This is a genomic window from Croceibacterium atlanticum (assembly GCF_001008165.2).
In the GTDB taxonomy this organism is placed as follows: Bacteria; Pseudomonadota; Alphaproteobacteria; order Sphingomonadales; family Sphingomonadaceae; genus Croceibacterium_C; species Croceibacterium_C atlanticum.
In genome coordinates this window covers 2422318-2449116 of record NZ_CP011452.2, presented here as the reverse complement: position 1 = coordinate 2449116, position 26799 = coordinate 2422318, and the positions used below count along the sequence as shown (strand labels likewise).

General features: G+C 62.6%; 28 protein-coding genes. 8 read left to right on the top strand and 20 right to left on the bottom strand.

Annotation, left to right across the window (positions count from 1 at the left end):
* The first annotated feature begins 18 nt into the window (after positions 1–18).
* Positions 19–1167 carry a serine hydrolase domain-containing protein gene (locus WYH_RS11575; RefSeq protein ID WP_046903957.1) on the top strand — a complete coding sequence of 383 codons (1149 nt, stop codon included), beginning with the start codon at positions 19–21 and terminating at the stop codon, positions 1165–1167.
* Here the strand turns inward: WYH_RS11575 and WYH_RS11570 are convergent.
* Genes WYH_RS11570 through pdxH form a run of 3 tightly spaced genes read right to left on the bottom strand, consistent with a single transcriptional unit; the run spans position 1158 to position 3507 of the window.
* Complete coding sequence (locus WYH_RS11570; protein WP_046903956.1) at positions 1158–1961, bottom strand: PhzF family phenazine biosynthesis protein; 804 nt, start codon at positions 1959–1961, stop codon at positions 1158–1160. The two genes, WYH_RS11575 and WYH_RS11570, sit on opposite strands and share 10 nt — an antisense overlap.
* On the bottom strand, positions 1958–2893 hold the full coding sequence (locus WYH_RS11565) for a cation diffusion facilitator family transporter (protein ID WP_046903955.1): 936 nt from the start codon (positions 2891–2893) through the stop codon (positions 1958–1960). The genes WYH_RS11570 and WYH_RS11565 overlap by 4 nt, the downstream gene beginning before the upstream one ends.
* Positions 2890–3507, bottom strand: a complete 618-nt coding sequence (gene pdxH, locus WYH_RS11560) for a pyridoxamine 5'-phosphate oxidase (protein ID WP_046903954.1) — start codon at positions 3505–3507, stop codon at positions 2890–2892. The genes WYH_RS11565 and pdxH overlap by 4 nt, the downstream gene beginning before the upstream one ends.
* 80 nt (positions 3508–3587) lie before the next feature.
* Between pdxH and WYH_RS11555 the strand changes: the two genes are divergently transcribed.
* The 3 genes from WYH_RS11555 to fabI all read left to right on the top strand — a co-directional run bounded on the left by WYH_RS11555 (position 3588) and on the right by fabI (position 6450).
* Positions 3588–4553 carry a DnaJ C-terminal domain-containing protein gene (locus WYH_RS11555; RefSeq protein WP_046903953.1) on the top strand — a complete coding sequence of 322 codons (966 nt, stop codon included), beginning with the start codon at positions 3588–3590 and terminating at the stop codon, positions 4551–4553.
* A gap of 143 nt (positions 4554–4696) precedes the next feature.
* Entirely contained in the window at positions 4697–5608 is a 912-nt protein-coding gene (locus tag WYH_RS11550; protein WP_328700712.1) for a YihY/virulence factor BrkB family protein, read from the top strand.
* Between the two features lie 17 nt (positions 5609–5625).
* Complete coding sequence (gene fabI, locus WYH_RS11545) at positions 5626–6450, top strand: enoyl-ACP reductase FabI (protein ID WP_046903951.1); 825 nt, start codon at positions 5626–5628, stop codon at positions 6448–6450.
* Between the two features lie 22 nt (positions 6451–6472).
* Here fabI and wecC read toward each other — a convergent pair whose 3' ends face one another.
* From wecC to WYH_RS11485, 12 genes are all read right to left on the bottom strand, one after another.
* Positions 6473–7783 carry a UDP-N-acetyl-D-mannosamine dehydrogenase gene (gene wecC / locus WYH_RS11540; RefSeq protein WP_046903950.1) on the bottom strand — a complete coding sequence of 437 codons (1311 nt, stop codon included), beginning with the start codon at positions 7781–7783 and terminating at the stop codon, positions 6473–6475.
* A 71-nt stretch (positions 7784–7854) separates the two neighbouring features.
* Positions 7855–8976, bottom strand: a complete 1122-nt coding sequence (wecB, locus tag WYH_RS11535) for a non-hydrolyzing UDP-N-acetylglucosamine 2-epimerase (protein ID WP_046903949.1) — start codon at positions 8974–8976, stop codon at positions 7855–7857.
* 58 nt (positions 8977–9034) lie between these two features.
* Positions 9035–9631, bottom strand: coding sequence for a hypothetical protein (locus tag WYH_RS11530; protein WP_046905113.1), 597 nt, complete (start codon positions 9629–9631; stop codon positions 9035–9037).
* Between the two features lie 128 nt (positions 9632–9759).
* The gene (locus WYH_RS11525) at positions 9760–10275 is read right to left on the bottom strand and encodes a demethoxyubiquinone hydroxylase family protein (protein WP_046903948.1); all 516 of its coding nucleotides are present in this window, start codon (positions 10273–10275) and stop codon (positions 9760–9762) included.
* Entirely contained in the window at positions 10272–10748 is a 477-nt protein-coding gene (locus WYH_RS11520) for a disulfide bond formation protein B (RefSeq protein WP_046905112.1), read from the bottom strand. The genes WYH_RS11525 and WYH_RS11520 overlap by 4 nt, the downstream gene beginning before the upstream one ends.
* 10 nt (positions 10749–10758) lie before the next feature.
* Complete coding sequence (locus WYH_RS11515) at positions 10759–12111, bottom strand: S41 family peptidase (RefSeq protein ID WP_046903947.1); 1353 nt, start codon at positions 12109–12111, stop codon at positions 10759–10761.
* A 101-nt stretch (positions 12112–12212) separates the two neighbouring features.
* The gene (locus tag WYH_RS11510) at positions 12213–13415 is read right to left on the bottom strand and encodes a murein hydrolase activator EnvC family protein (RefSeq protein WP_244877913.1); all 1203 of its coding nucleotides are present in this window, start codon (positions 13413–13415) and stop codon (positions 12213–12215) included.
* A 5-nt stretch (positions 13416–13420) separates the two neighbouring features.
* Positions 13421–13843 carry a 23S rRNA (pseudouridine(1915)-N(3))-methyltransferase RlmH gene (locus tag WYH_RS11505; protein WP_046903946.1) on the bottom strand — a complete coding sequence of 141 codons (423 nt, stop codon included), beginning with the start codon at positions 13841–13843 and terminating at the stop codon, positions 13421–13423.
* Positions 13844–13882: 39 nt separating this feature from the next.
* Positions 13883–14320, bottom strand: a complete 438-nt coding sequence (gene rsfS, locus WYH_RS11500; protein ID WP_046903945.1) for a ribosome silencing factor — start codon at positions 14318–14320, stop codon at positions 13883–13885.
* 63 nt (positions 14321–14383) lie between these two features.
* Positions 14384–15064 carry a nicotinate-nucleotide adenylyltransferase gene (locus WYH_RS11495; RefSeq protein ID WP_046905110.1) on the bottom strand — a complete coding sequence of 227 codons (681 nt, stop codon included), beginning with the start codon at positions 15062–15064 and terminating at the stop codon, positions 14384–14386.
* Between the two features lie 32 nt (positions 15065–15096).
* Positions 15097–16149: an aldo/keto reductase gene (locus tag WYH_RS11490; RefSeq protein WP_046903944.1), complete on the bottom strand. Its 1053-nt coding sequence runs from the start codon at positions 16147–16149 to the stop codon at positions 15097–15099.
* A gap of 65 nt (positions 16150–16214) precedes the next feature.
* Positions 16215–17489: a glutamate-5-semialdehyde dehydrogenase gene (locus tag WYH_RS11485; RefSeq protein WP_046903943.1), complete on the bottom strand. Its 1275-nt coding sequence runs from the start codon at positions 17487–17489 to the stop codon at positions 16215–16217.
* A gap of 250 nt (positions 17490–17739) precedes the next feature.
* On the opposite strand from WYH_RS11485, the gene WYH_RS11480 reads away from it, so the two are divergent.
* Together WYH_RS11480 and WYH_RS11475 are read left to right on the top strand one after the other, a co-directional pair.
* Positions 17740–18897: a M23 family metallopeptidase gene (locus WYH_RS11480; RefSeq protein WP_046903942.1), complete on the top strand. Its 1158-nt coding sequence runs from the start codon at positions 17740–17742 to the stop codon at positions 18895–18897.
* Positions 18890–19294 (top strand): bactofilin family protein, encoded by a 405-nt coding sequence (locus tag WYH_RS11475; protein ID WP_046903941.1) that lies wholly within the window; start codon positions 18890–18892, stop codon positions 19292–19294. Before WYH_RS11480 ends, WYH_RS11475 begins: the two co-directional genes overlap by 8 nt.
* A gap of 76 nt (positions 19295–19370) precedes the next feature.
* Here the strand turns inward: WYH_RS11475 and WYH_RS11470 are convergent, their stop codons facing one another.
* From WYH_RS11470 to WYH_RS11450, 5 genes are all read right to left on the bottom strand, one after another.
* Complete coding sequence (locus WYH_RS11470; RefSeq protein ID WP_046903940.1) at positions 19371–20081, bottom strand: DUF1013 domain-containing protein; 711 nt, start codon at positions 20079–20081, stop codon at positions 19371–19373.
* A gap of 118 nt (positions 20082–20199) precedes the next feature.
* Positions 20200–21249 (bottom strand): glycosyltransferase family 4 protein, encoded by a 1050-nt coding sequence (locus WYH_RS11465; RefSeq protein ID WP_046903939.1) that lies wholly within the window; start codon positions 21247–21249, stop codon positions 20200–20202.
* Between the two features lie 22 nt (positions 21250–21271).
* Positions 21272–22189 (bottom strand): UDP-2,3-diacylglucosamine diphosphatase, encoded by a 918-nt coding sequence (locus tag WYH_RS11460; protein WP_082347960.1) that lies wholly within the window; start codon positions 22187–22189, stop codon positions 21272–21274.
* 106 nt (positions 22190–22295) lie between these two features.
* Positions 22296–22913, bottom strand: coding sequence for a glutathione S-transferase family protein (locus WYH_RS11455; protein ID WP_046903938.1), 618 nt, complete (start codon positions 22911–22913; stop codon positions 22296–22298).
* Positions 22906–23892 (bottom strand): NAD(P)H-quinone oxidoreductase, encoded by a 987-nt coding sequence (locus tag WYH_RS11450; protein ID WP_413226725.1) that lies wholly within the window; start codon positions 23890–23892, stop codon positions 22906–22908. Before WYH_RS11450 ends, WYH_RS11455 begins: the two co-directional genes overlap by 8 nt.
* A 138-nt stretch (positions 23893–24030) precedes the next feature.
* Between WYH_RS11450 and WYH_RS11445 the strand changes: the two genes are divergently transcribed.
* Together WYH_RS11445 and clpA are read left to right on the top strand one after the other, a co-directional pair.
* On the top strand, positions 24031–24237 hold the full coding sequence (locus tag WYH_RS11445) for a DUF1192 domain-containing protein (protein ID WP_046905107.1): 207 nt from the start codon (positions 24031–24033) through the stop codon (positions 24235–24237).
* 165 nt (positions 24238–24402) lie between these two features.
* The gene (gene clpA, locus WYH_RS11440) at positions 24403–26769 is read left to right on the top strand and encodes an ATP-dependent Clp protease ATP-binding subunit ClpA (protein WP_046903937.1); all 2367 of its coding nucleotides are present in this window, start codon (positions 24403–24405) and stop codon (positions 26767–26769) included.
* The last annotated feature ends 30 nt before the right edge of the window (positions 26770–26799 follow it).

Here is a 26799-nt window from a genome sequence, read left to right as displayed (position 1 = left end):
AGGAAGAGCTGCGCCCCGATGACGCGCCCGTTCAAGATCAATCGCTTCCCTAGCCGCGCAGCCGCGCTGCTGCCAGCCCTGCTGCCGCTTTTGCTGGTATCCGCATGCAAGGATGAAGGCCCGCCGGCCCCGCCCCCCGTTCCGCCCGAAGTGCTGGCCACCGTGGCGGAAGAGCCGGGGACCGACCGGGAAGACCTGGCCCGCGCAGTGGATGCGCTGTTCACGCGCGACGATATCGGGGAAACCCGCGCACTGATCGTGATGCATGCGGGCGAAGTGGCGGCCGAACGCTATGGCGGGGAATACGGCCCGGAAACGAAATTTCTCGGCTGGTCCATGTCCAAGACAGTGACTGGCGTATTGATGGGAATGATGGTGGCCGATGGCCGTCTGCGGCTCGACGATTCGCCGCCCATCCCCAGCTGGCAGCGCGCCGGGGATCCGCGTGGGGAAATCACCCTGCGGCAATTGCTGCAAATGCGATCCGGCCTGCGTCATCAGGAAAAGGCGGAGCCTGTCTATACGTCCGACGAAGTGCGGATGATGTTTCTCGACGGGCGCGACGACATGGCGGCATGGGCCGAAGCCCAACCGCTGGAGCATGAACCGGGCCGCGAATTCGATTATTCAACCGCCAGCGCCACGATCCTGTCCGATATCGGCGCGCGAGTTCTGGCTCCGGAAGGCAGTGCCGACAAGCGGCAGGCCGCGATGGATGATTTTCTTCATGCGCGGCTGGGCGTTCCGCTCGGCATGAAATCGCTGACCGCCGAATATGACCGGGCAGGCACGATGGTTGGCGGCAGCATGATCTGGGCGACCGCGCCAGACTGGGCGCGCTTTGGCGAATTCCTGCGTCATGGCGGATCGGTGAAGGGCGCACAGATCGTGCCGCGCGGCTGGATCGATTTCATGAAAAGCGAAAGCCCGCGCGCACCCGATTACGGGGCGACCTTGTGGCTCAACCGGGATTCCGGAACCGACCGCGAAATGCTGTTCCCGGAAAGTGGGCCGGAAAGCCTGTTCGCCGCAATCGGCCATCTCGGCCAATATGTGCTGGTTTCCCCGTCGCAGAAACTGACCGTGGTCAGGCTGGGCAAGACCGATGAGGAAGACCGGGCTGCACTGGTCGATGCGCTGGCGGAGATCGTCGCCCTCTATCCCTGAAGGAAGAAGCGCCCTTCTACCACGGTAACGCAATCGCCGCCGAGCCAGGCGCGATTGCCATCGAGGCGGCAGATCAGATCGCCGCCACGCGCCGAGGCCTGATGCGCGGTAAACCGATCGCGCCCGAGCCTTTCCGCCCAGAAAGGCGTCAGCACGGCATGGGCCGATCCGGTCACACTGTCTTCATCCACCCCGGCGCCCGGCACGAAAACGCGGCTCACCACATCGCTATCGCGCCCCGGCGCCGTGCAGATGAAGGCATCGTCCCCCAGCTGGCCAAGGCCGCGCAAATCGGGGTTCAGGGCGCGAATTTCGTCCTCGTCGCCATACAGGAAGACATTATAGCGGTCGGGATTGCGCCAGACCCCGCGCGGTTTCCGGCCCAGCAAGTGAACGGCCTGATCCCATGCGCCCTGTTCGACCGGGATGGCAGGCAACGCCAGTTCATAGCCGTTTTCAATCCGCCGCACTTCCAGAATGCCCGCCTTGCGCGTGCGGAAGGTAACTCGCTCTCTCCCGTCGCGGGCCAGCAGCACATGCCCGCTGGCCAGAGTCGCATGGCCGCAAAGGCGAATTTCCCCGGTCGGCGTGAACCAGCGCAACTCCCAGTCCGCCTGCCCGCTGTCATCACGCAGGAGGAAGGCCGTTTCCGCGAAGTTATTCTCTTCCGCAATCGCGAGAAGGGTTTCATCCGGGAACCATTGATCGAGCGGCATCACCGCCGCCTGGTTTCCAGTGAAGGGCCGCGATGCAAAGGCATCCACATGCCAGTATGGCAGAGAGGCGGCGCTCATGATCCCTCCTTCAACCGGGCGAATTCATCCTGTTCCACCAGATCGTTGCCCGGTTCATCCACATGGCCGGCCGGATCGATATGGATCAGCAATTCGATTCCGGGGAAGGCCTCCAGCAAGTCGCGCTCGACCTCTTCCAGCACTTCATGCGCCTCCCCCACGCTCATCGATGCGGGCATATCGACATGAAATTGCACGAAATCCTGCGCCCCGCTGGTTCGCGTGCGGAGATCGTGCAGCTTGCTGAGCACCTGATGGCGGGCCACCCGTTCCACGAAAGCCTGGCGTTTTTCTTCCGGCCATTCCCGGTCCATCAGCGAATCCACCCCATCGATGGACGCACGCCATGCGCCCCAGAGCAGCCAGGCGGCGATAGCCAGACCGAAGATCGGGTCCGCCCCCGTTAAACCGAGATACTGGTCCAGCACCAACGCCAGGATCACTGCCAGGTTAAGCAGCAGGTCCGACTGGTAATGCACATTGTCGGTGCGGATCGCCAACGACCCGGTCCGGTGGATGACGTAACGCTGCCAGGCCAGCAACAGGAAGGTCGCGGCAATCGCCACCAGCGAAACGGCAATCCCATCGCCCGCCGCTTCCGTCCGGCCACCTTCGATCAGGCGCAGGACGGCGCGAAAGGCGATTGCCCCGGCCGACAATACGATAAGGAAGACCTGGAACATCGCCGCCAGCGCTTCCGCCTTGCCATGGCCGAAGCGATGTTTCTCATCCGCGGGCTGCGCCGCGATCCATACGCCCAGCAATGTCGCGATGCTGGCAATGAGATCGAGCGAGGAATCCGCCAGACTGCCCAGCATCGCCGTGGAAGAGGTGCGCCAGACCGCCCACAATTTCAGCGCAGCCAGGAACAGCGCCATGGAAATGGAGGCGAAGGCCGCGCTCCGCGTCAGCCAGGCATGATTCGCGCTCATGGATAAAGCAGCATGCTGCTCCAGCCAGAACCGGACCAGTTGAACTGCCGCCGTTCATGCAGGCGATGCGCACGATCGTGCCAGAATTCGATCCGCGTGGGGGTGAGCAGGAAGCCCGTCCAGTGCGGTGGGCGGGGGATTTCGCGGCCTTCATATTCAGCGCGCAATTCCTCCACCCGGTGGAGATAGGTTTCACGCGAATCCAGCGGCCGCGACTGGTCACTGGCTGCGGAACCAAGTTGCGAATCGGGATGGCGGGAATGGAAATAATCATCCGCCATCTGCCCGTTCACCTCTTCCAGCGGGCCTTCAATGCGAATCTGCCGCCGCAAGGACTTCCAGTGAAACAGCAAGGCCGCCTGCGGGTTGGCAAGAATTTCTCCGCCCTTGCGGCTCTGCGCATTCGTATAGAATATGAAACCGCCGCGCTCTCCAAGATCCGGCCCGTGCCCTTTCAGAAGAACCATGCGAACCGAAGGGGCGGCGCCCGGCGTGGCCGTGGCCAATGCCATGGCATTCGGATCGTTCGGCTCGCTCTCCTTGGCGAGAGCAAACCACTCCTCGAACAGTTCGAATGGATTACTATCCGGAATGGCATCTTGCGCTGGTTTCATATCTCTGCCCTATCCCGTCGCGCAGGCGCAGGAAAGTGTTGCGCTTGCGTCCGATCATTGCATTACCTAGCTAACACACCATGGCCGATCCCTATGCAACCCTGGGTGTCTCTCGTGGCGCGAGCGAGAAGGACATCAAGTCCGCCTATCGCAAGCTTGCCAAGGAGCTGCACCCCGACCGCAATAAAGACAATCCGCAAGCTGCCGAGCGTTTCAGCGATGCCACCAAGGCGTATGATCTGCTGTCCGACAAGGACAAGCGGGCCAGGTTCGATCGCGGTGAAATAGACGCGGAAGGCAATCCGACCATGCCCTTCGGCAATGCCGGTTTCGGCGGCGGTGGCGGTTACCGATCTGCCGGGGGCCAATCGCGCAGCTATTCCGCGCGCGATTTCGAAGGCTTTGGCGGGGATGACATCGATCTTGGCGATATCTTCGAAGGGCTGTTCGGCGGGCGCGCCGGCCCGGCTGGCGGTGCGCAGCGCGGTGGCGCCGGTTTCGGCCGCCGTACCCAGGCCCCACCCCAGAAGGGGGCCAACCGCCCCTATCGCCTGCAGGTTCCCTTTGCCGATGCCGCTGCGCTCAAACCGCAGCGAATCACCCTGGCGGATGGCAAGACGATCGACCTGAAACTGCCCGCCGGCCTGGAAGACGGCACGCAGATGCGGCTGAAGGGCAAGGGCGATCCCGGCCCCGGCGGCAATGGCGATGCGCTGATCACGCTGCAGATCGAAACGCATTCCTTCTATACGCGCGATGGCGACGATATACGGATGGAACTGCCCGTTACGCTGGACGAGGCGGTGAATGGCGCCAAGGTGAAAGTGCCGACAGTGGACGGGCCGGTGATGATGACAATCTCCCCTGGCTCGGGCTCCGGCAAGGTGCTGCGTCTCAAGGGCAAGGGATTTTCCCGCAAGGACGGCAATCGCGGGGATCAGCTGGTGACGCTGGAAATCCAGCTGCCGGATGACCTTACCGAACTGGCCGGACGGCTGGAGGGCTGGAAGGACGATACCAATGTCAGGAGCCGCCTCGGCGTCTGACAGGCTCGACACCATGCCCGGTAATGCTAGGGTTCAGGGCAATGGCTCCTCCCCCGCCCCCTTCATCCCAGAATGATGGCGAGCCACCCGTCGACCTGAGCCCCGAGGCCCGGCGAAGGGAAGCGATCCGGCATCGGGCGGGCTTGCCCGCGGAGGTCGCGCATGATCTGGGCCTTGGTCCGCGCAGCTTCCAGATCATGCGCCGCGTGGTGATCGGCGCCTGGAATGACGGGTTCATCCATGCCGGCAATCTTGCCTATCTGGCGATGCTGGCGATCTTCCCCTTCTTCATTACCGGAGCCGCCGTTTTTTCCGTGATCGGGGAAAGTGCCGAGCGGATGGCATCGATAAATGCCGTGCTGTCCACCCTGCCCCCGGTCGTGGCGGAGGTGATCGAACCGGTGGCCCGCAATGTGGTGAAACAGCGCAGCGGATGGTTCCTGTGGATCGGCGGATTGTTCGGCCTGTGGACCGTGGGCAGCCTGATGGAAACGATCCGCGACGTGCTGCGGCGCGCCTATGGCACCAGCGCGACAAAGGCATTCTGGAAATACCGGCTTTTTTCCACCGCCATCATCATCGGCGCCGTCATCCTGCTTTTGATCAGCCTGATCGCGCAGGTGATGATCGGCGCCGCGCAGCAAGTGATCGCCACGTGGTTTCCGGAACTCAGCAATGTGTTGAACGATCTGGCCTGGTCGCGAATCGTGCCGGCAATCGGGCTGTTCGGTTCGATCTATCTGCTGTTCTATACGCTGACGCCTGCCGAATATCGCCATCACCGCTATCCCAAATGGCCTGGCGCCCTGTTCGTCACCATCTGGTGGGTGCTCGTCACCTTCTCCCTGCCACCCCTGCTGACCAGCGTGTTTTCCTATAATCTTACCTACGGATCACTCGCCGGAATCATGATCGCGCTTTTCTTTTTCTGGCTCGTGGGACTAGGGTTGGTCATGGGTGCGGAACTCAACGCCGCGCTGGCCGAAACGCCTGAAGAAGAGCAGGACCGCGCGGGTCACATGGACAAGAATGGGCGCATAGAGCGCCAAGCGTAGATGGAGGAAGGCAACCGATGGGTTTGCTGATGGAGGGCAAGCGGGGCCTGATCATGGGTCTCGCCAACGACAAGTCGCTGGCCTGGGGAATCGCCAAGCAACTGGCCGAAGCAGGAGCAGAGCTGGCCTTTTCCTATCAGGGCGACGCGCTGTTGAAGCGCGTGAAGCCGCTGGCGGAGCAGTTGGGGTCCGATTTTCTGTTCGAATGCGACGTCTCCGACATGGAGGCGCTGGACCGCGCGTTCGACACGCTCAAGGCGCGGTGGGAAACGATCGATTTCGTGGTCCATGCAATCGGCTTTTCGGACAAGAGCGAACTGCGCGGCCGATATGTCGATACCAGCCTCGACAATTTCCTCATGACAATGAACATTTCCGCCTATTCGCTGGTCGCCGTGGCCAGGCGTGCAGCGGCGATGATGCCGCCGAAGAACGAAGACGGCACGGGCGGCGGCTCGATCCTGACGCTGACCTATTACGGCGCGGAAAAGGTCGTGCCGCATTACAATGTGATGGGCGTGGCCAAGGCAGCGCTGGAAACCAGCGTGCAATATCTGGCCAATGATCTTGGCCCGGACGGCATCCGTGTGAACGCGATCAGCGCGGGGCCGATCAAGACGCTGGCCGCCAGCGGGATTGGCGATTTCCGCTATATCCTCAAATGGAACGAGCTGAATTCGCCGCTTCGCCGGAATGTCACGATCGAAGATGTCGGCGGGGCCGGGCTGTACATGCTGTCCGACCTGTCATCCGGCGTCACGGGTGAAGTCCATCACGTCGATGCGGGTTATCATCTTGTCGGCATGAAGCAGGAGGACGCGCCGGACATCTCGCTCGTATAAAACGGGCGAGCTGTCGGGCGGGTCAGCCCGCCTTTTTCAGCGCTTCCGGTTCAAAATCGATCTGCGGCAGCGGCTGATCGGGCCAGATGCCGCGCGTGTCATAAACAGTCTTGCCGGCCCGTTCCGCCAGAGGGACGGACCGGAAGACATCGTGATCCACCAGCACGATCAATATGCCGCATTCTTCCAATGCGGTATCGATATCGATTGCCGTGGCCCCGGTGCCTTCGAATTCGCGCGGCAATTCCGCGGCATAGGGTTCCACGATATTGATCCGGTCGCCGAAGCGACGGGCCAGCGTCGCGGCAACAAGGCGCGCCGGGCTTTCGCGGAAATCATCGATATTGGCTTTGAAGGCCAGGCCGAGACAGGCGACCTTCGCCGTCGGATCGGCTTCCACCATGGCACTGGCCCGGGCGATCACGTGATGGATCTTGCCGTCATTCACCCCGCGCGCCGTGCGGATCAGCGGCGTGTGTTCCGGCGCGCCATTGACGATGAACCATGGGTCCACCGCGATGCAGTGCCCGCCAACACCGGGGCCAGGATTGAGGATGTTCACGCGCGGATGGCGGTTGGCCAGGCGGATCACTTCCCACACATCCAGCCCCATCGCGTCCGAAATGATCGAAAGTTCATTGGCGAAGGCGATATTCACGTCACGAAACGCGTTTTCGACCAGCTTGGTCATTTCCGCGCTCGCCGCGTCAGTCGTCACGCAGGTTCCCCGGACGAAACGCTTGTAGAAGGCCAGCGCCTTGCGGGCGCAACGCGGGGTAACGCCGCCGATCGAACGGTCATTATTGGTCAGTTCTTCCAGGATGCGGCCCGGCAGCACCCGCTCCGGACAATAGGCGATGGCCACATCCGGCGTTCCATCGCAAAGGCCCGGCATCTTCAGATCCGGGCGTTCGCGCGCGATCATGTCGCGCATCTGCATGGTCGTACCCACCGGCGAGGTGGATTCGAGGATGATGGTGTCCCCCTGCTTCAATACTCGTGCCACATTCCTTGATGATTCCAGCACAAAGGAGATGTCGGGCGTATGCCGGCCGTCCTTGTGAAAAGGCGTAGGCACGGCGATCACGAATATATCGGCAGGGGAGACTTCGGTGGAGGCAGACAGCAGGCCGCGCTGGACCACACCATGCACGAGGCCGTCCAGATCGACTTCCTCGATATGGATTTCGCCGCGATTGATCGTGTCGACCACTTCCCGCGATACATCGACGCCGCTGACCTGCATTCCCGCACGGGCGATGATCGCCGCTGTGGGAAGACCGATATAGCCGAGCCCGATGACACTGACCCTGGGAAGTTCCTGCCCGCGCATAGATTGCCTTTCTCCGTTGGCGCCCGCTGTGCCGCAAAAGGGTGAAGGAAGCGGTAATGATGCGGCGGATTTCAGCCGACGAGCAGGTCCACGATGCGCGCCGCGCTCTTTCCATCGCCAAAGGGATTGTGCGCCCGGGCCATGGCGGAATAGGCCGCATCGTCATCCAACAGGCAGCCCGCTTCCGCGACGATGCGATCGGCATCGGTGCCGACCAGTTTCGCCGTGCCTGCTGCCACGCCTTCCGGCCGTTCCGTGGTTTCACGCATGACCAGCACCGGCTTGCCCAGTGCCGGCGCTTCTTCCTGCACACCGCCGCTATCGGTCAGCATCAGGGTTGAGATGCCCAGCAGCCGCGCGAAATGCGGATAATCCAGCGGTTCGATCAGGGCGACATTGTCCAGCCCGGCCAGCGCATCGTTCATCACCGCACGGACATTGGGGTTGAGATGGACGGGGAAGATCACGGCAATATCGGGCCGGGCGGCCAGCCGGCGGATTGCGTCAGCAATGGCCTGCATCCCTTCCCCGAAATTTTCCCGCCTGTGGCTGGTAACGCCGATGATTCGCTTTCCGGCAAAGCGGCTTTCAAGCTCGGCCAGATTGGCAGCGAGCACAGGCTCCGATTCGATCCTGCGGGTGATCCAGTGTAGCGCGTCGATGACCGTGTTGCCCGTCACATGGATGGCGGCCGGATCGACATTTTCGCGTTTCAGCGCCGCAGCGGCCGTTTCCGTCGGTGCGCAATGCAGCGCCGCGATTGATCCGATGACCTTGCGGTTCACCTCTTCCGGCCAGGGGTGGTAGATATTGCCGCTGCGCAGCCCCGCTTCGACATGGGCGACGCGGATCTTGCGGTAATAAGCGGCCATGGCCCCGGCCATCGCCGTTGCCGTATCGCCCTGCACCACGACCCAATCGGGCCGTTCCGCATCCATCACCGCGCCCAGCCCCGTCAGCAAGCGGGCAGTCAGCGCATCCAGTGTCTGGTCAGGCTGCATCAGGTCCAGATCGTGGTCTGGAACCACGCCGGAAATCTCCAGCACCTGGTCCAGCATCCCACGATGCTGGCCGGACACGCAAACCCGGCTGGCGAATCGGGAATCACCCGCCAGCGCATGAACCAGCGGGAAGAGCTTGATCGCTTCGGGCCGGGTCCCGAATATCGTCAGGATGCGTGCAGGTGCTGTCATGCACCCGGCCCTAGGGCAGTTTGGTTAAGCGCCCGCTTACAAAAATTGCAGAAACCGCTCAGTTCTGCGGCGGGGGCAGGTTTTCCGTATCGACCACTTGCGGGCTGGAAGGATCAGCCGGTGTTTCCGGGCCTTCTCCGCCTTCGGCACGGCGGCGTTCCTCATATTGCCGTTCCAGTTCCTCGACACGGGCCTGGGTGGCTGCCGCTTCCTCGTCGATGGTGGAAAGCCTTTCCTGCCGCGCTTCGGCGATCAGTTCGCTGAAACGGACGTTCGAGCTTTGCGCGCGTTCGGCATAGGCAGTCTCGATCATGGCAGCGGTGCAGCCAAGTTCGCTGCCCGCACCGATCGTGGAACAGGACAACGGGCCGAACTTGCCGACCGCTTCATAAGACTGGACACGCTGGGCCCAGGACTGGTTGGCCGGATCGTCGCTCTGCCGCAAACGCTCCGGAATGCGATAGCGTTCGCTTTCATCCATGCGGGCGCAAACTGTGATCTGGTCCGGCGTGGACTGGGGGCATTCGTCATCGCCATAGATGATGACCGTATTGACCCTTTCCCCCGCTTCCTGCGCCGCGGCGGGCGTGGCAGACAGTGCCAGCATCGCCGGAAGGGCGAAAATGGCAGCATTGGCGGCAAGCAGGCGTTTCATGTCCTTGTCCTTCCGGTACGGGCCCGGCGCGCTACGCGGCGGCACATCGCCCATCAAGCGTTATTCCCGTGAACTCATTATGAAGCGCGGGGAATGGCTTCCTTGTTCCGACGCAAATCGGCGACTGTCTAGATTTTCTCCGCCAGCCTGATTGCCACGCGGCAACCCAGGCGAATGGCGCCGGACAGCAGGGGATAGGCCGGTGCCTGTTCCGCACCCGCAGCCAGCGCGGCATCGCGGTGTTCCCGCTCCTCGTCACGGAAGCGGCTTATCATGTCCGCCAGTTCGGGATCGTCTCCGTCCTGTTCCAGCTGTTCCAGCTGGCTTGTGTAATGACGGTCAATCTCTTCCTCCACCGCGGCGGTGCAGGCCATGGCGGCTTCCGGGCCGAGAAGCGCGGTTCCGGCGCCCAGCGCATAGCCGGCAACGGACCAGAAGGGTTGCAGCGCGGTGGGGCGCACCCGCCGCCGGGCCATCAGCGCATCGAATGCGGCCCGGTGCTGTTCTTCCTGATCGGCCATGCCGCGAATTTCGGCGGCGTGCGGGCCGCGTTCGCCCAAAACGGCAAGCTGCCCGGCATAGATGCGCGTTGCGCCGAACTCTCCCGCCTGGTCCACGCGGATCATTTCGGAATGGTCTTTCATCCCTTCCTGTCTAGACCCAAAAGGCGGAAGATCGCCAGTCCGGAAGTTACGGAGATGAGCGCATTCCATCCTGCCAGGGAAATGCCCAGCAGGCTCCATTGCACTTCGTCGCAGCGGACCAGGGGCGCATCCATGATCGCCGCCAGCGGATCGCCGCCATCCAGGCTGGCCACGCGCGAACAGCTGGTGATCCCTTCCCACCAGCCATATTCGACCCCGGCATGGAACACGCCGACAAAACCGGAAACCATGATGGCGGTTGCCGCCAGCGCCAGCCAGAACCCGCGCGGCGGGGCGAAGAAGGAGAGCAAGGCCAGGCCGATCGCGGCGAAATGCGGGTAACGCTGCCACCAGCACATTTCACAGGGATAGAGTCCGAAAACATATTCGGAAATGTAAGCCCCGGCCAGCAAGGCGGCCGGAATGCCCAGCGCAAGCCAGCGCGCCAGCTTCAGCGAATCGAGGTTTGTCATCTGCCGCGCATCAGTTCCGGGCAGCCATGGCGGCGGCGCCGCGCGCATGGCGCAGGGTCTTCAGCGCATAGTCCAGCTGGAAATCCTCGATTCCCTGCTTCTCCAGTTCCTCCGCCGTGGCGCTGAAGCGCGGGTCGGGCTTGGTATCGCCTTCCAGCTCCTCGTCCTCCAGGCCGATTTCGTTGACCAGGTGGCCACGCAGATCGCTTTCCCGCAGGGCATATTGTTCGCGCTTCACCGCGTCGGGATCGGACAATTGCGGCACCCTGATATCCGGATCGATCCCGCCTTCCTGCACTGAACGGCCGCTGGGCGTGTAATAGCGTGCAGTCGTCAGTTTCAGCGCGGCATCGCGGGCCAGCGGCAGCAGCGTCTGCACGCTGCCCTTGCCGAAACTGCGTTCACCCATGATCAGGGCGCGATGCTGGTCCTGCAGTGCACCTGCCACGATTTCGCTGGCAGAGGCGGAGCCTGCATCGATCAGCACGATCATCGGCACGCCTTCCGCCGCATCGCCGCGATAATAGGTTTCGGCATCGTAATAGACCGTATCGCGGCGAGTGCGCCCGCGCTGGGACACGATCTGACCGTCGGACAGGAACAGGTCGCTCAACGCCACGGCTTCATCCAGCGAACCGCCCGGATTCTTCCGCAGATCAAGCACCAGGCCATTGAGCTTGCCTGCGGCCTGCATGCGCAGATCCTCGATCGCCTCGTTCACGTCGCGGCCGACATCGCGGCTGAATTCATTGACGGAGATGACGCCGAGATTCCCGGCCTTCAATTCCCAAGTGACCGGCTCAAGCTCGATCAGGCCGCGCTTGACGGTAACTTCCAGCGGTTCGTCCCGGCCGGGGCGGAAAATGGTCAGGTCGATGGAAGTGCCCGCCGGGCCACGCATCTGTTCGACAGCGGCATCCAGTTCGAGGCCATAGATCAATTTGCCGTTGAGATGGGTGATGTAATCGCCCGCCTTGATCCCGGCCTTTTCCGCCGGGCTGCCCTTGAAGGGGGAAACGACCTTTACTGCACCATCATCCATCTGCACCGAAATGCCGAGGCCCTGATAATTGCCGTCAATCATCGTTTCGAGCCGTTCGAGCGCCGTGCCATCCAGATAGGAGGAATGCGGATCGAGCGCGGCCAACATGCCATCGATCGCGCCGCGTATCAGGACATCATCCTCCACCGGTTCGACATAGCTCGACTTGATTCGCTGATAAGTCGCAAACAGCTTCGCGAATTCCGGTGAAGCCCGGCTGTCGACTTCGGCAAAACCGGCAGTGGTGGCCGGCAGAAGCGCAACTGCGGTGACAAGCGCCGCCGCGCGCAAGGGCCCAACGAAATTCCGGGCGAGTTTCATGCGACAATTCCTAACAAGCCTGAATCCATTCTATCGCGCACAACAGGTTAATGCCAGCTGAGGCGATGCCGCTGGCGCGGATGATCGCCCAACCGCCGACATCAGCCGATATAGAGCAACGGATTGACCGGTTCACCCGCGCGGCGCAGCTCCAGCGTGATGCCGGGCCGGTCAGCACCGGCCGAACCCAGCGGCGATCCGGCGACCAGTTTCTGCCCGATATTGACCGAAACCTGCCCCAATCCGGTGATGAGGCTGGTCCACCCCCCAGCATGTTCGATAATCACGATGCCCCCATATCCACGATAGGGCCCGGCAAACGCCACCCGTCCTGCCGCGGGGGCCACAACTTGCGCACCTGCGCGCGGGGTGAGTGTCAGACCGGTGCTGAGGCCTGCCCCGTCCGGCGCGCCGAAGCCGGTGATCGTGCGGCCGCTGACGGGGAGCTGATAAGGAACGGGCGGCGAGCCGTCTTCCCGCGGCGCAGCGGCCAGTGCGGCATTGGCGGTGCCTGCTTCTCCTGGCGTTTGCGGCCGCAGGATGGGGCCAGGAAGGGCAGCAAGCCGGCTGCGCAACACGGCATCGCGATCGAGCCGTTCGACCAGCGCATCCAGATCGCGCGCCTGTTCGCCAAGGGCCAGCGCCCGTTCCGATTCGCGCTGCGCTGTCCCGCCCGCTTCGCGGGAGGCGATGCGCTGGCGCGTTTCCAGCGCGGCGAGTTCCTGCCGCCGCTGGTCCAGCGCTTCTTCTTCGGCACGCAGGGCGAGCGCGGCCTGTTCAGCCTCTTCACGCAGACGGCGACTGCGCGCGATCTGTTCGCGCAGGGCGACGGTTCGCGCCTGCACACGGGGAACCGCGCTATCGAGCACGGCGCGAAGATAAACGACATCCTTCACCGACCCCGGCTTCAGAACGGATAGCGGGACCGGCCGGCGCGAGAATTGCTGCAAGGCCGCGGTCAGTTTCACGACAGGGCGCTGCTCCCGGCCGAGAATTTCGCGCAAGCGTGCGCGTTCCCGGTCAACCAGATCGATCCGCGCTTCGGCCGCGCCGATGCCTGCCTCCGCCTCCTGTATGCGGGCGGCAAGCAGGGCAGCTTGTTGTGCTGCCTTTTCCGCAGCATTGCTGGCGGCTTCCGCCTGCCGGGCAAAGCGCGCGCTGCGCTGTTCGGCCGCCTGCCTTTCCGCCAGCGCCTGTTCCATCGCCGCCCGCGTTTCATCGACACTGTCGAAGATCGGCGCACGCTGGGCCGATGCGCTGGCGCCCAACAGGATCAGGATTGGCAGGAAGGCGGATTTCCTCACGCCTGCTACCCTGCCCGATGATAGGGATGGCCGGCAAGAATGCTGGTGGCGCGGAATAGCTGTTCCATCAGCATCGCCCGGGCCAGCAGATGCGGCCAGGTGGCCTTTCCGAATGCCAGCAGCAGATCGGCCTCGTCCCGTTCGGCCTGTGAATGGCCATCTGCCGCGCCGAGGAAGAAGCGAGTTTCGCGGATGCCGTTATCGCGCCATTTTTCGAGAATGGCGGCAAATTCCTCCGACCCCAATTGCCTGCCTTTTTCGTCCAGCAGGACAGTGCGGTACGGCGTCTGCGGATCGGGCACGCGCCCGCCGCTTTCCGGCAATTCAGTGAGCCTGAGCGGCCAGGTGATGCGCTTTTCATAGCGCGCCACGAGGTCCGCTTCGGGAGAGCGCCCGATCTTTCCGCGAGCGATTACGTGCAGCTGCATGGGCAGGCCATAGCCGCCCAGCGCTGCACTTATAAGGGCCTATGCCCGTCCGGACGCGCTCGAAGGCGCTTCTTCCCCGACGCCCCACATGCGTTCCAGATTGTAGAAACTACGTACTTCGGGACGGAAAAGATGGACGACAACGTCGCCGGAATCGATCAGCACCCAGTCAGCCGCGGGCAATCCCTCCACACGGGGGGAGCCGAAGCCTTCCTTCTTCAGCCTTTCGGCCAGCTTGTGGGCCATCGCCGCGACCTGGCGCGTGGAACGCCCGGTGGCGATCACCATGTGATCGGCAATGCTCGATTTTCCTTCGAGCGGGATCGAAACGACATCCTGCGCCTGATCCTCGTCCAGCTGGTCGAGGACTAGCGCATGGGCCGTTCCGGCTTCTGCGAGTTTGTTAAGCGGAGATTCTGCCATGGTAACGATGGTTGAGACGCCGGAAGACTCCGGCAGGGCTTGCGCCTGTGTCATCGCAGCTTGTCATGCTCCTGATTGGGGGAATGGCCGGCCATTCTGACGAGGGAAGAAGGCGCTTCATGCGCCAGAACCCCTTGCCAGGCCATGAATGGCAGGATCGCGAACAATGGAATGCGTAACCCCGTCTCTGGGCGGAGGCCCTGTAAAGTGGCTGGCCCAGTCGGGATCCGCCCGGCGAATTGCTGTTGCCGAACGCGGATCGGGATCGAAACGCAGTTCAATCAGCGCAGGTGCGCTCCATTCACCCCGGTTTTGCAATCCGGCAGCGGACAACCGGTAACGCCGCAGCCAGGCCATCGCGGGGCTCGCGAGGGCAGCGTCATCATAGCCGGGGCGGGCTATAACCGCAATCGGCATTTCCCGGGCTATCTGCCTCCAGTCCTTCCACAAATGGAATTGCGCCAGATTATCCGCCCCCATCAGCCATACGAAACGGCGGCGGGGATAGCGCGCCTTGATCGCGCGCAGCGTATCCACCGTGTAGCGCGTGCCCAATTGCCGTTCGATCGCCGTTACCTTGATCGGCGCACGCCGCGCCATGGCCTGCGCGGACCGGAACCGGGCCGCAAGTGACGCCATGCCGGCTTTGGGCTTCAGGGGATTCCCGGGCGAAACCAGCCACCAGACCTCGTCCAGCGACAGTGCCGATGCGGCGAACAGCGATATGCGCCGATGCGCCTGATGGGCGGGGTTGAAACTGCCGCCCAGCAGGCCGGTAACGGGATAATTGCGGCTCACCCCTGTCGCTTCGCCTGCCACCCGGTCACTTATCACCCGGGCACGCGGCGCGGTGACACGCGGCCAGAGACATAGCGCCCCTGCGTTTCGAACATCCATCCCGGATATTCGCGCGGCAGCGCGCTCAGCCGGTCAAGTTCCTCCAGCTCCGCAGCCTGCAGCTCCACTTCGACGGAAGCGAGATTGTCGGCCAGCTGATCCGGCCGTTTCGCCCCCACGATTACACTGGAAACCACGGGCTGATACAGCAGCCAGGCGAGCGCGATCTGCGCCACCGACACGCCTCGTTTTTCCGCCATGCCGCGCATCGCCTCCACCAGCGGGCCGGCGCGCTGCAAATCGACAGGCGGGAAATCGAAGCCGGAACGGCGGCCTTCACCCTCCGCCCCATCACCGGTGAAGCGATATTTCCCGCTCAACAATCCGCCCGCCAGCGGGGACCAGACCATGAGCCCCAGCCCTTCACTGAGCAGCATGGGCACCAGTTCACGTTCCAGATCGCGCCCGGCCACCGTGTAATATGCCTGCAGCGAAGCGAATTTGGCGAAGCCGCGCCGTTCGGAAATGCCCAGCGCCTTGGTGATTTGCCATGCCGCCCAGTTGGAAACGCCGACATAGCGCGCCCGGCCCGAACGGACGATATCGTTCAACGCTTCCAGCGCTTCTTCCATCGGCGTGATCGGATCCCAGCCATGAATCTGGTAGAGATCGACATGGTCGAGGCCAAGCCGTTCAAGGCTGGCGTCAATCTGGTCCAGCAAATGCTTGCGCCCGGTGCCGGCATCGTTGGGTCCATCGCCCATCGATCCCATGCCCTTGGTGGCGATCACCACTTCAGACCGTCTGACGCCCAGCGCCTTCAATGCGCCGCCGACAAATTCCTCCGACTGGCCGGTCGTATAGACATTGGCCGTGTCGATGAAATTGATCCCGCCATCCAGCGCCTGTTTCACCAGCGCGGTGGCACCATCCTGATCGAGGCCGTGGATCTGCCCGAATCGCCCGGGATTGGTGCCGAAGGTCATTGCGCCCAGGCACAGTTCCGAAACGATCAGGCCGGTATGGCCGAACTGGTTATAGCGCATATCCTGTCCCCACTCGGCGATGTCGGAGGCGGCGACCCGTGCCGCGCGCCTCCGACGTCACGACGTCAGGGGCGGGTCTGGCCCGTCCCGCGCACTTGCCATTTATAAGTCGTGAGACCTTCCAGCGCGACCGGGCCGCGCGCATGAAGGCGGCCCGTTGCGATACCGATTTCCGCACCGAGGCCGAACTCTCCACCGTCAGCGAACTGGCTGGAAGCGTTGACCATCACGATCGCGCTGTCGACTTCGGCAAGGAACCGTTCCGCCGCCTTTTCATCAGTCGCGACGATCGCATCCGTGTGGCCGGAAGAATGGAGCGCGATATGTTCCAGCGCGGCGTCGAGCCCGTCAACCACGGCAACGGACGCGATCGCGTCGAGATATTCGGTATCCCAGTCATTGTCGCTCGCGCGCTTGATCCGCGGATCTAGGGCCTGCGCCCGCGCATCGCCGCGCAATTCACAGCCCTTGTCGAGCAGTGCCGAAACGACTTCTGCGCTGGCCGGAAATTCGGAATCGAGCAACAGCGTTTCCATCGACCCGCAAATGCCGGTGCGGCGCATCTTGGCATTGACGGCGATTTCCCGCGCCATTTCCGGATCGGCGGAAGAATGGATGTAGGTGTGGCAGATGCCGTCCAGATGGGCGAGCACAGGCACGCGGGCATCATTCTGCACCCGCTCCACCAGGCCCTTCCCGCCGCGCGGCACGATCATGTCGATCAGGCCCTGCGCGCGCAGCATGGCGCCCACGGCTGCCCGATCCTGCGTCGGCATCAGTTGCACGGCGGCTTCGGGCACGCCGACAGAGGTCAGCCCCTGCACCATCGCCGCATGAATCGCGCGATTGGAATGAACCGCTTCGCTGCCACCGCGCAGCAGCACGGCATTGCCGCTGCGCAGGCACAGGGATGCGGCATCCGCCGTCACATTCGGGCGGCTTTCATAGATGATGCCGATCAGGCCGATGGGAATCCGCACGCGCGACAGTTCGAGCCCGCTCGGCGCGGTGCTGCTGCTGATGACGTCACCCACCGGATCGGGCAGGGACGCCACAGCCTCAATCGCCTGGGCGATGGCGTCAAGCCGGCCTTCGTCGAGCTTGAGCCGGTCAAGCATGGCGCCGCTGAGGCCATTGGCTTCGCCGGCGGTCACGTCCTTCTCGTTTTCGGCCAGGACCTTCGCCGAAGCGGATCTCAGCGCCGCAGCGGCGGCGCGCAGCGCCTCCGCCTTGGTTTCGGACGGCATCTGCGCCAGCTGGCGCTGAGCCGAACGGCCGGCGCGGGCCAGGTCGGAAATGAGGGCGTCATAGTCGGTATGGGGTTGCATCTGTGTAGACATGCAAACGCCCTTACCATCGCCCGGCCCGCTTGTCAGAAGGAATCCGGGAAGGCGATTCGTTAACGCTATAAATGCCGGATTTTCGACTATTTCCGTATGTCGATTACGCCCTGATCCCGCTCACGAACGATTCATCGCGATTCCCCCTCGACTCGCCCCAAACCAGGGAACCCGGATTCGACCCCCGGCAAATCCGTGACCTACGGAGGAGGAGGGTCGGTATCAAATTACGCGGGACTACGGGGTCGTTTTGGATACACAAACTGCTGGCGGATTTCGGGACCGCCTACAGGGCTGGTTCCCGGAGCGCGAATTTTTCATGCGTTCGCAGGGCCACGTCCGCTTCATAAAGATAACATCGCGCCTGCAGATGACCGTGGCCGGGCTGGTTGCCCTGCTGCTGCTCGGCTGGGCGATATCAATGGGCGTGATGGCGATCAGCCAGTGGCGCGCCAGCGCGGAACGCGCCAGCTTGCTGGACCGGGAAGTGAAAGTGGCAACGGCGGAAAGCCGGGTGAATGCCTATCGCGACAATCTGGAAGAAGCGACGGAAGATCTCGCCCGCAGGCAGGATTTCATCGAAAGCGTGCTGCCCATGCTGCCGGACGATGTCCGCCCGGATGAAACAGTGTCCGACAGCACGGATGAAACCGCCCGCACGATCGAGAAGGTCAGTGCCGCCATCCCCGAAGCGGCAGGCCTCGCGAAACTGGAAGCGCGGCAGATCGCCTTTGTCGAAAAACTGACCCGCTATGCCGATCGCCGGGCCGAAAAGGCGGAAGAGGCCATGCGCAAGCTGGGGCTCAACCCGGCAAGTATCACTGCTACCCGGCGCGGACTGGGTGGCCCGCTGGTCAAGCTCTCCACCGCACATGACGGCTCGCTCGATCCGCGGTTTGCCCGGCTCGGCGCCAGTCTTGAGCGGATGAATGCGCTTGAACAGAGCCTCAGCAGCATTCCGCAGGTCATGCCGGCAGATCATAACGCCATTTCATCGGGCTTCGGCTATCGCCGCGATCCCTTCACCGGCGCTGCTGCCATGCATTCCGGCCTCGATTTCGGCGGGGGTTATGGCGCGCCGATCCATGCCGCCGCCCAGGGCAAGGTCAGCTTTGTCGGCCGGCGTTCCGGCTATGGCAAGGTGGTGGAAATCAGCCACGGCAACGGGCTGATGACGCGTTACGCCCATATGTCGCGGTGGAAGGCCAAGGTGGGCCAGAAAGTCGCGCCGGGAGATATTATCGGCGCAATCGGCAGCACCGGCCGTTCCACCGGACCGCACCTGCATTTCGAAGTGCGCATCAATGGACGCGCGGTGAATCCGCGTCCCTTCCTGGAGACTGCCCCTCATGTTCTCGAAGAAGCCCGGGCCATCAACGAAGAAACCGACGGCAGCGCCAGTGAGTAATGGATCGACCTTCTCGGTGATCGGCGCCGACGTCGTCATCAAGGGCGATGTCGAAGCCCGGGCCGATCTGCATATCGACGGGACGGTTCGGGGCGATATTTCCTGCGCCTCACTCGTCCAGGGCGATACCAGCCTGGTCGAAGGCGCAATTACGGCAGAAAGCGCCCGCCTGGCGGGCACGGTTCAGGGCACGATTACCGCCCGCGAATTGATCGTGCTGAAAAGCGCGCGGATCGAAGGCGATGTCCATTACGAAACGCTGACCATCGAACAGGGTGCCAGCGTGGCCGGCCGGTTCGCCCCGGATGCCAGTGAAACGGTACAGGCCCCGGGCCCGAAGGCGGAAAAGAACAGCAAGGACGAAGGCGACGAACCGCATCTGTCGCTCGCGGGATAGGCCCTGCACAAATCAGGCACGAAAAAGGGCCGGACCCCACACGGGGCCGGCCCTTTTTCTTTCCGCAAGGTGCGGTTCAGCCGTTCGATTCGCCCGCTTCGGCGGCGCGCTTCGCTTCCAGCCATGCTTCGGCTTCGGCTTCCTGCGCGGCTTCGACTGCAGCCTTGGCCGCCGCTTCGCGTTCAGCACGCAGTTCCTCGATCAGCTTTTCCTTTTCATCGCGCTGATCGGGCACGGCCTGTTCTTCACCCTCTTCGCTCGGCCCGGCACGCTTGGCAGCCTTGGCCACCGCCGCGTCCAGCTCGCGCTGCGAACACAGGCCGAGAGTCACCGGATCCTTGGCCTGAATGTTCTGGATGTTCCAATGCGACCGGTCGCGAATGGCGTTGATCGTGTTGCGCGTCGTGCCGATCAGCTTGCCGATCTGCGCATCGGAGATTTCCGGGTGGTTGCGAATGATCCAGGCAATGCCATCGGGCTTGTCCTGCCGCTTGGACACAGGCGTATAGCGCGGCCCCTTGGTGCGGCTGACATCGACCGGAGCCCGGTGCATCTTCAGGCGATAATTCGGATCGGCCTGCCCTTTTTCGATCTCGTCATGCGTCAACTCGCCCGAATGGACGGGATCGCGCCCCGTATATTTGGAACTGGCGAGATCATCCGCCATTGCCTGCACTTCGAGGATATGCAGGCCGCAGAATTCGGCAATCTGGTCGAAGCTGAGCGCAGTATTGTCAACCAGCCAGGAAGCGGTCGCATGCGGCATCAGGGGAGTGGGCTGGGCCACGATATCTCTCCGGCAAAAAATAGAAGGGCCGCCCCTTTCGGAGCGGCCATGCAGGGCCCAATGTAAGGCTTTCGTGGATAAACGGCAAGCTTAGTCCGTCAGGGCAATTATTAAGCTTTCAGGCGATGCCGGCCACCGGCCCATGAGAATGAGCCACACCACCCGTTTCTCCGGGTTCCAGCGCGGCAAGGAACTGGTCCACACTGGCCTGCCAGCTGAAGCTGCGACCATGGGCCAGGCAGTCTTCGCGCTTCAGGGTCAGGGCGCGGGCAATCGCATCTTCCAGCCGTGCCGCCATGGCGCCCGATCTGGCGTTCAACACGTCGAGCGGGCCCGGGACGGGATAGGCGGCGACAGGCGTGCCGCAGGCCAGCGCTTCGATCATGACCAGGCCGAACGTGTCGGTCATGCTGGGAAACACGAATATATCGGCCCCGGCATAGCAGGCTGCCAAGGCCCGCCCGCTTTGCCGACCGAGGAAATGCGCATCGGGAAATTCCGCCTTCAGCCGCGCAAGATCCGGACCGTCCCCGACAACGACCCTGGAACCGCGATGAGTGTTGGAGAGGAAGGCTTCTATGTTCTTTTCCGGGGCTACCCGGCCGACATAAAGCTGGATCGGACGCGGAAGATTGAAGAACATGTCCGGCGGGGCAATGTCCGGACTGAAACAGGCGAGGTCCACCCCGCGCGACCAATGGCGCAAATGGGACAGGCGCTGGCGCCGCAATTCCCGCCTCACTGTCTCGGTCGCGACCATGATCCCCGCAGAGGGGCCGTGAAACCAGCGGATATAAGGCCAGAACAGGCTGGCCGGCATTCCCGTCCTCCGGGCAAGATATTGCGGGAATTGCGTGTGATAGGCCGTGGTGAAGCCAAGCCCCGATGAAAGGCAATGGCGCCGCGCGGCCAGACCCAGCGGCCCTTCCGTGGCGATATGGACGGCACGCGGCGCAAACGCATCTATCCGCGCCCCGACCGAATGGCGCCCCGCCAGCGCAAGGCGAATTTCCGGATAGGTCGGGCACGGGACGGAGCGGTAGAGTTCCGGTGAAATCACCAGCAATTCATGCCCGCGACGCCGCAATTCGGCCGTAACTTCGCCAAGCGTGCGCACCACGCCATTGACTTGCGGCGCCCATGCATCGGTGACGATAGCTATCTTCATGGCATTACCTGCGCACCACAGCTCAGGCTGCGGCCGCTATCCCGGCTTCGGCGGAGATTCCGGTCGGCTGCGGTTGATTGTCACGCCTGGCAATCTCATCGGCCCAGTGGAGTATTTCCATCGTGCCGTCCGCATGTTCGACAAGGGCGTTGCAACCTTCCACCCAATCGCCATCGTTCCAATATTCGATCCCGTCGAAATCGCGGAATTCCGCCGTGTGGATATGGCCGCAGACAACGCCATCCACCCCGCGCTGGGCCGCCGCGCGGGCAACCACTTCCTCGTAACGGGAAATGAATTCCACCGCGTTCTTGACCTTGTGCTTGGCCATCCTGGACAGTGACCAATAGGGCAGGCCCAACCTGCGGCGGACCACATTGACCGAATGGTTGAGCCGCATCGTCATCGTGTAAAGCGCGTCCCCCACGAAGGCGAGCCAGCGATGGGCCAGCATGACGGCGTCGAATTCGTCCCCATGGATGACCATCAGGCGGCGCCCGTCTGCAGTTTCGTGAAAGGCGGCCCGGCGGATTTCGACACCGCCGAAATGCAGGCCGGTGAACTGGCGGAACATCTCGTCATGATTGCCGGGAATATAGACGATGCGCGTCCCCCGCTTCGCCCGTTTCAATATGCGCCAGACGATGTCGTTATGGCTATCGGGCCAATAGAACTTCTTCTTCAGGCGCCAGCCATCGATGATATCGCCGACCAGATACATCGTATCGCTGTCCACGCTGTCGAGGAAATCGATCAGCATCTCCGCATTGCAGCCCCGTGTGCCGAGATGGATGTCGCTGATCCAGATCGTGCGGAACTTGCGCCGTTCCCCCTGTCCGGGATCGGGTTCCTTCACGCAGGGTTCGTGATCCTCGAATCGCGGAAAGGCGGCAATTACGCCGTCATTTTCAATACCGCCTTCAATAAATGCGCCAAACATGTGCACAGCCCCAAGATAACCGCCTTGGTTTCGTGCCTATGAATGCCGTTTATGACAGGCGATTCACAATTCCGGGACAGTTCAGCGACTTTGTTGCTTTTCCGGGTCAATCCATCGGCACATAGCCGGGCAATCCGGCCACGCGTTCAAGCCAGGCACAGACATTCGGCCGGTCCTGCAGGCGGAAACCGCCCGCTTCGCACACATGGGTGTAGGCATAGAGCGATATGTCAGCGACAGAAGGTGCATCGCCGACAAACCAATCCTTGTTTTTCAGATGGTTATCCATGATCGCAAGCGCATCTTCCCCGGCGATCCGCTTGGCCGGGACCTGCGCGATCTGCTCTGCTGAAAGATGCGCTTCGCCCACGAAAGCGAACCAGAAACGCAAGGTCGCGATGTTCGGTTCATGATTATATTGTTCGAAGAACATCCACCGCAGCATATCCGCCCGCATGAAGCGATCCTGCGGTATTAATTCGGTATCTTCGGCCAGATACCAGCAAGCCGCATTGCTTTCGGGCAGGAACCTGTCCCCGATCTGCAATACCGGGATGCGCCCGTTGGAATTGACGTTCAGCAGGAATTCGCGCGTGCGGGTTTCCCCGCGCATTATGTCATATTGCACGCGCTTGATCGGCAGGCCCAGCAGGGCAGCGGTGAGGCGAATCTTGTAGCAATTGCCGCTGCGCGGATCTTCGTGGAGGGTCAGCACGTCATCCATGCGGCACCTGCAACACGATCTTGCCGATATGCTCCCCCCCTTCCATCCGGCGATGGGCCGCGGCGGCTTCGCCCAGGGGGAAGATGCGATCCAGTTCCGGCGTTAACCGGCCTTCTTCCACGAAGGGCCAGAGATTCTGTTCGATCTCGGCAGCCAACAAGGCCTTGAAACTGTCCGGCCGGGACCGCAGCGTGGATCCGGTGATCGTCTGGCGGCGCACCATCAGTTTCGCCATGTTGATGGTGGCTTTCGCGCCGCCCAGCACCGCAATCGTGACCAGCCGCCCATCTTCCGCCAGGCAATCGAGATTGCGCTGGGTGTAATCGCCGGCGACCATGTCCAGCACCAGATTCACACCCGCCCCGCCGGTGATCCGCTTCACTTCCTCGACGAAATCGGCCGTTTTGTAATTGATTGCATGATCGGCGCCGATCGCGCGCGCGGCAGCGCATTTTTCGTCCGTCCCGCAAGTGACGATCACGGTGAGGTCGAACAGCTTGGCAAGCTTGATCGCCATCGTTCCGATGCCACTGGTTCCGCCATGCACCAGCAGGGTTTCACCCTGCCGTGCCCAGCCCCGGCCAAAGACATTGTGCCAGACGGTAAACAGGGTTTCGGGAAATGCCGCGGCAAGTTCGGGAGCCAGTCCGTCCGGCACCTGCAGGCAGTGATTCGCATTTGCCAGGCAATATTGGGCATAACCCCCGCCGCCGAGCAATGCGCAGACCTGCGTGCCGAGCAGGGAACTGGCCACCCCGTCGCCAATCGCCACGATCTTCCCCGCCACTTCCAGACCGGGAATGTCCGATGCGCCTTCGGGCGGGGGATACAGCCCCTTGCGCTGCAATATATCTGGCCGGTTGACCCCGGCATAGGCCGTGCGGATCAGGACCTGGTCCCTGCCGGGCCGGGGTACGGGCCTTTCCTCTTCGCGCAGAACGTCGGCTTCACCGGGTTCGGCGATTCCGATCGCGATCATCGTTTCGGGAATTTTCCCCGGCATATGCCCCCCAGCTGCCTGTTCCATGCGAGCCATTGTTGCATTCCAGCACGTTGCACAAGCCTAATGCCTGCCCCCATTGACAGCAAGCGGCGGGCAAGAGATGCTGCGTTCTTGATGGAGGACGATGATCTCCCCCGGATGCGCGGCGATGCCGCAAGCCGGCTGGCCGGCGAAGCACTCGATACCTATTCCCAGGACGAGTTGATGGCGCGTATTCGCCTTCTGGAAGCGGAAATAGAGCGCGTCAGGGCGCATCACGCCAAAGCGGCGAGCCATCGCGACATGGCGGATGCGCTGTTCAAGCCCCGGGATACCGATTGATGGGGCCGGTTTCGGCCCCGCTTCCTCTCGCAATCGCGCTGCAGCGCCCCATATCGTTCATGACAAAGCGCCCCGGGGCGGGGGCGCCGTGCCATTTCCAACATATTCATAATCGCCCCTGCAGACTGATCACCTTCGGATCGTAACCCAACGGACAGCTGAGCCATGCCAAGTTTCGCCCAATCCCTTGAAAAGACACTCCACACAGCGTTACAGCATGCGACCGACCGGACGCATGAATATGCCACGCTGGAACATTTGCTGCTGGCATTGGTGGAAGATCCGGACGCGGCCGAAGTGATGACCGCATGCGGTGTGGACCTTGGCGAACTGGCCAATGTTGTCCGCCAGTATCTCGATCAGGAATATCAGTCGCTCAAGACGGAAGACGAAGCCGATCCCCAGCCCACTGCCGGGTTCCAGCGGGTGATCCAGCGCGCCATTCTGCATGTGCAGTCCAGCGGCAAGGACACGGTGACGGGCGCCAATGTCCTCGTCGCCCTGTTTTCCGAGCGGGACAGCTATGCCGTCTATTTCCTGCAGCAGCAGGATATGAGCCGGCTGGATGCGGTCAGCTATATCAGCCATGGAATCGGCAAGGGTGGCCGCCAGGTGGAAAGCCGCCCGCCGCAGGGTTCCGAAGAACCGGAAACCAGGGCCGAGGAAAAGCCGGAAAAGAACAAGAAGGATTCCGCACTCGACCAGTTCTGCGTCAATCTGAACCAGAAGGCGCTGGACGGGAAGGTGGACCCGCTGATCGGCCGCGCGCCGGAAGTGGACCGGACGATCCAGATCCTCTGCCGCCGCAGCAAGAACAACCCGCTTTATGTGGGCGATCCGGGCGTGGGCAAGACCGCCATCGCGGAAGGCCTGGCGCGCAAGATCGTGGAAGGGGACGTGCCCGAAGTTCTGGAAGACGCGGTCATCTACTCGCTCGACATGGGCGCGCTGCTGGCCGGCACACGCTATCGCGGCGATTTCGAGGAACGGCTGAAGCAAGTCGTCTCCGAACTCGAAAAAATGCCCGAAGCCGTCCTGTTCATCGATGAAATTCACACGGTCATCGGCGCAGGTGCGACCAGTGGGGGTGCCATGGACGCATCGAACCTGCTGAAACCCGCCCTGTCCAGCGGCGCAATCCGCTGCATCGGTTCGACGACCTACAAGGAATTCCGCAATCATTTCGAGAAGGACCGCGCATTGCTGCGGCGCTTCCAGAAGATTGACGTGAATGAACCGAGCGTCGAGGATACGGTAAAGATCCTCAAGGGGCTGCGCAGCGCCTTTGAAGAACATCACAAGGTCAAATACACGCCGGACGCCATCAAGACCGCGGTCGAGATGAGCGCCCGCTATATCAATGACCGCAAATTGCCTGACAAGGCGATCGACGTGATCGACGAAGTCGGCGCGATGCAGATGCTCGTCCCGCCGAGCCGTCGGCGCAAGTCGATCACGGCCAGGGATATCGAGAAGGTCATCGCGACAATGGCCCGGATTCCGCCGAAATCGGTCAGCAAGGACGACAAGGCCGCCCTTGCCAGCCTGGAGAAGGATCTGAAGCGGGTCGTCTATGGGCAGGACAAGGCCATCGAGGTGCTTTCCACCGCGATGAAGCTGTCACGCGCGGGCCTGCGCGATCCGGACAAGCCGATCGGCAGCTTCCTGTTTTCCGGCCCCACCGGCGTCGGCAAGACCGAAGTGGCGCGCCAGCTTGCGTCCATCATGGGCATCGAACTGAAACGCTTCGACATGTCCGAATATATGGAACGGCACAGCGTATCGCGCCTGATCGGTGCGCCTCCGGGCTATGTCGGCTATGATCAGGGCGGCCTGCTGACCGATGCGATCGACCAGCATCCGCATTGCGTGCTGCTGCTCGACGAAATCGAGAAGGCGCATCCGGACCTGTTCAACATATTGTTGCAGGTGATGGATAATGGCCGGCTGACCGATCATCACGGCAAGACAGTGGATTTCCGCAATGTCGTGCTGGTGATGACCACCAATGCCGGTGCGGCGGATGCCGCCAAGCAGGGCATCGGTTTCGGCGCGGGCACCAAGGTGGAAGCCAGTGAAGAGGCGGTGAAGAAGATGTTCACCCCCGAATTCCGCAACCGCCTGGATGCGATCGTACCCTTTGCCTATCTGGCGCCGGAAACGGTCAGCCGCGTGGTCGACAAGTTCATCCTGCAGCTGGAACTGCAGCTGGCCGAACAGAATGTGCATATCCAGTTCGATGGCGATGCGCGTGAATGGCTGGCCAAGCGCGGTTATGACAAGCTGTATGGCGCACGGCCGATGGCACGCCTGATCCAGGACAAGGTGAAGCAGCCGCTGGCGGAGGAATTGCTGTTCGGCAAGCTGGCCCAGGGCGGCGAAGTCCATGTCAGCGTGAAGGAGGACAGGCTTTCCTTCGAACTCACCCCGGCCCCGCCCAAGGCCAAGCCGAAGCGCCGCCGCAAGAGCAGCGCCAGGAAGAAGCCGGAAGCGCCGGCGGAAGAAAGCAAGGGTTCGGACGCTCAGGATTGACTGTCCGGCCTTCGCGGCCAAGAAGGCGGG

Bases quoted from the DNA above. Each gene is read 5' to 3' on its own strand.
- WYH_RS11490 (WP_046903944.1), bottom strand. From the start codon at position 16,149: ATGCGCTATAACCAGTTCGGCCATACCGGCCTGATCGTTTCGGAACTG.
- rsfS (WP_046903945.1), bottom strand. From the start codon at position 14,320: ATGACACAGGCGCAAGCCCTGCCGGAGTCTTCCGGCGTCTCAACCATC.
- WYH_RS11530 (WP_046905113.1), bottom strand. From the start codon at position 9,631: ATGAAACGCCTGCTTGCCGCCAATGCTGCCATTTTCGCCCTTCCGGCG.
- wecB (WP_046903949.1), bottom strand. From the start codon at position 8,976: ATGACAGCACCTGCACGCATCCTGACGATATTCGGGACCCGGCCCGAA.
- WYH_RS11520 (WP_046905112.1), bottom strand. From the start codon at position 10,748: ATGACAAACCTCGATTCGCTGAAGCTGGCGCGCTGGCTTGCGCTGGGC.
- pdxH (WP_046903954.1), bottom strand. From the start codon at position 3,507: ATGAAACCAGCGCAAGATGCCATTCCGGATAGTAATCCATTCGAACTG.
- WYH_RS11505 (WP_046903946.1), bottom strand. From the start codon at position 13,843: ATGCAGCTGCACGTAATCGCTCGCGGAAAGATCGGGCGCTCTCCCGAA.
- WYH_RS11450 (WP_413226725.1), bottom strand. From the start codon at position 23,892: ATGATCGCGATCGGAATCGCCGAACCCGGTGAAGCCGACGTTCTGCGC.
- WYH_RS11455 (WP_046903938.1), bottom strand. From the start codon at position 22,913: ATGGATGACGTGCTGACCCTCCACGAAGATCCGCGCAGCGGCAATTGC.
- WYH_RS11515 (WP_046903947.1), bottom strand. From the start codon at position 12,111: ATGAAACTCGCCCGGAATTTCGTTGGGCCCTTGCGCGCGGCGGCGCTT.
- WYH_RS11555 (WP_046903953.1), top strand. From the start codon at position 3,588: ATGGCCGATCCCTATGCAACCCTGGGTGTCTCTCGTGGCGCGAGCGAG.
- fabI (WP_046903951.1), top strand. From the start codon at position 5,626: ATGGGTTTGCTGATGGAGGGCAAGCGGGGCCTGATCATGGGTCTCGCC.
- WYH_RS11525 (WP_046903948.1), bottom strand. From the start codon at position 10,275: ATGAAAGACCATTCCGAAATGATCCGCGTGGACCAGGCGGGAGAGTTC.
- clpA (WP_046903937.1), top strand. From the start codon at position 24,403: ATGCCAAGTTTCGCCCAATCCCTTGAAAAGACACTCCACACAGCGTTA.
- WYH_RS11570 (WP_046903956.1), bottom strand. From the start codon at position 1,961: ATGAGCGCCGCCTCTCTGCCATACTGGCATGTGGATGCCTTTGCATCG.
- WYH_RS11445 (WP_046905107.1), top strand. From the start codon at position 24,031: ATGGAGGACGATGATCTCCCCCGGATGCGCGGCGATGCCGCAAGCCGG.
- WYH_RS11460 (WP_082347960.1), bottom strand. From the start codon at position 22,189: ATGTTTGGCGCATTTATTGAAGGCGGTATTGAAAATGACGGCGTAATT.
- WYH_RS11485 (WP_046903943.1), bottom strand. From the start codon at position 17,489: ATGTCTACACAGATGCAACCCCATACCGACTATGACGCCCTCATTTCC.
- WYH_RS11465 (WP_046903939.1), bottom strand. From the start codon at position 21,249: ATGAAGATAGCTATCGTCACCGATGCATGGGCGCCGCAAGTCAATGGC.
- wecC (WP_046903950.1), bottom strand. From the start codon at position 7,783: ATGCGCGGGCAGGAACTTCCCAGGGTCAGTGTCATCGGGCTCGGCTAT.
- WYH_RS11575 (WP_046903957.1), top strand. From the start codon at position 19: ATGACGCGCCCGTTCAAGATCAATCGCTTCCCTAGCCGCGCAGCCGCG.
- WYH_RS11565 (WP_046903955.1), bottom strand. From the start codon at position 2,893: ATGAGCGCGAATCATGCCTGGCTGACGCGGAGCGCGGCCTTCGCCTCC.